1 protein-coding gene is annotated in these 316 nt (G+C 65.5%); it reads right to left on the bottom strand.

The features are described from left to right. Positions 1-316, bottom strand: a 316-nt coding sequence (locus FLQ44_RS23140) for a putative PEP-binding protein (RefSeq protein WP_338117509.1), incomplete at both ends; no start/stop codon positions are given.

Genomic DNA, 316 nt, shown 5'->3' with positions numbered 1-316 from the left:
CGCGGACCCTCTTCATCGCCTTGCATTCCAGCGCGAAGCAGTCGCGGAAGCTCGGATCGACATAGCGGCTGGCGCCGCGGAAGCCGATCATGGGGTTCTCCTCGTGCGGCTCGTACTGCGCGCCGCCGATGAGGTTCGCGTACTCGTTCGACTTGAAGTCCGACAGGCGCACGATCACCGGATGCGGCGCGAAGGCCGCGGTCAGCGTAGCGATGCCTTCCGCCAGGCGCTCGACATAGAAGCTCACCGGGTCGGCGTACCCGGCAGACAGCTCGTCGATCTTGGCCTTGATGTCAGCGGGCTGCTTGGCGTACTC

It is taken from the genome of Vogesella mureinivorans, from assembly GCF_007644035.1.
Classification (GTDB): Bacteria; Pseudomonadota; Gammaproteobacteria; order Burkholderiales; family Chromobacteriaceae; genus Vogesella; species Vogesella mureinivorans.
Note: the sequence above shows the minus strand (reverse complement) of the source record. Positions and strands in the feature narration are given on the sequence as shown.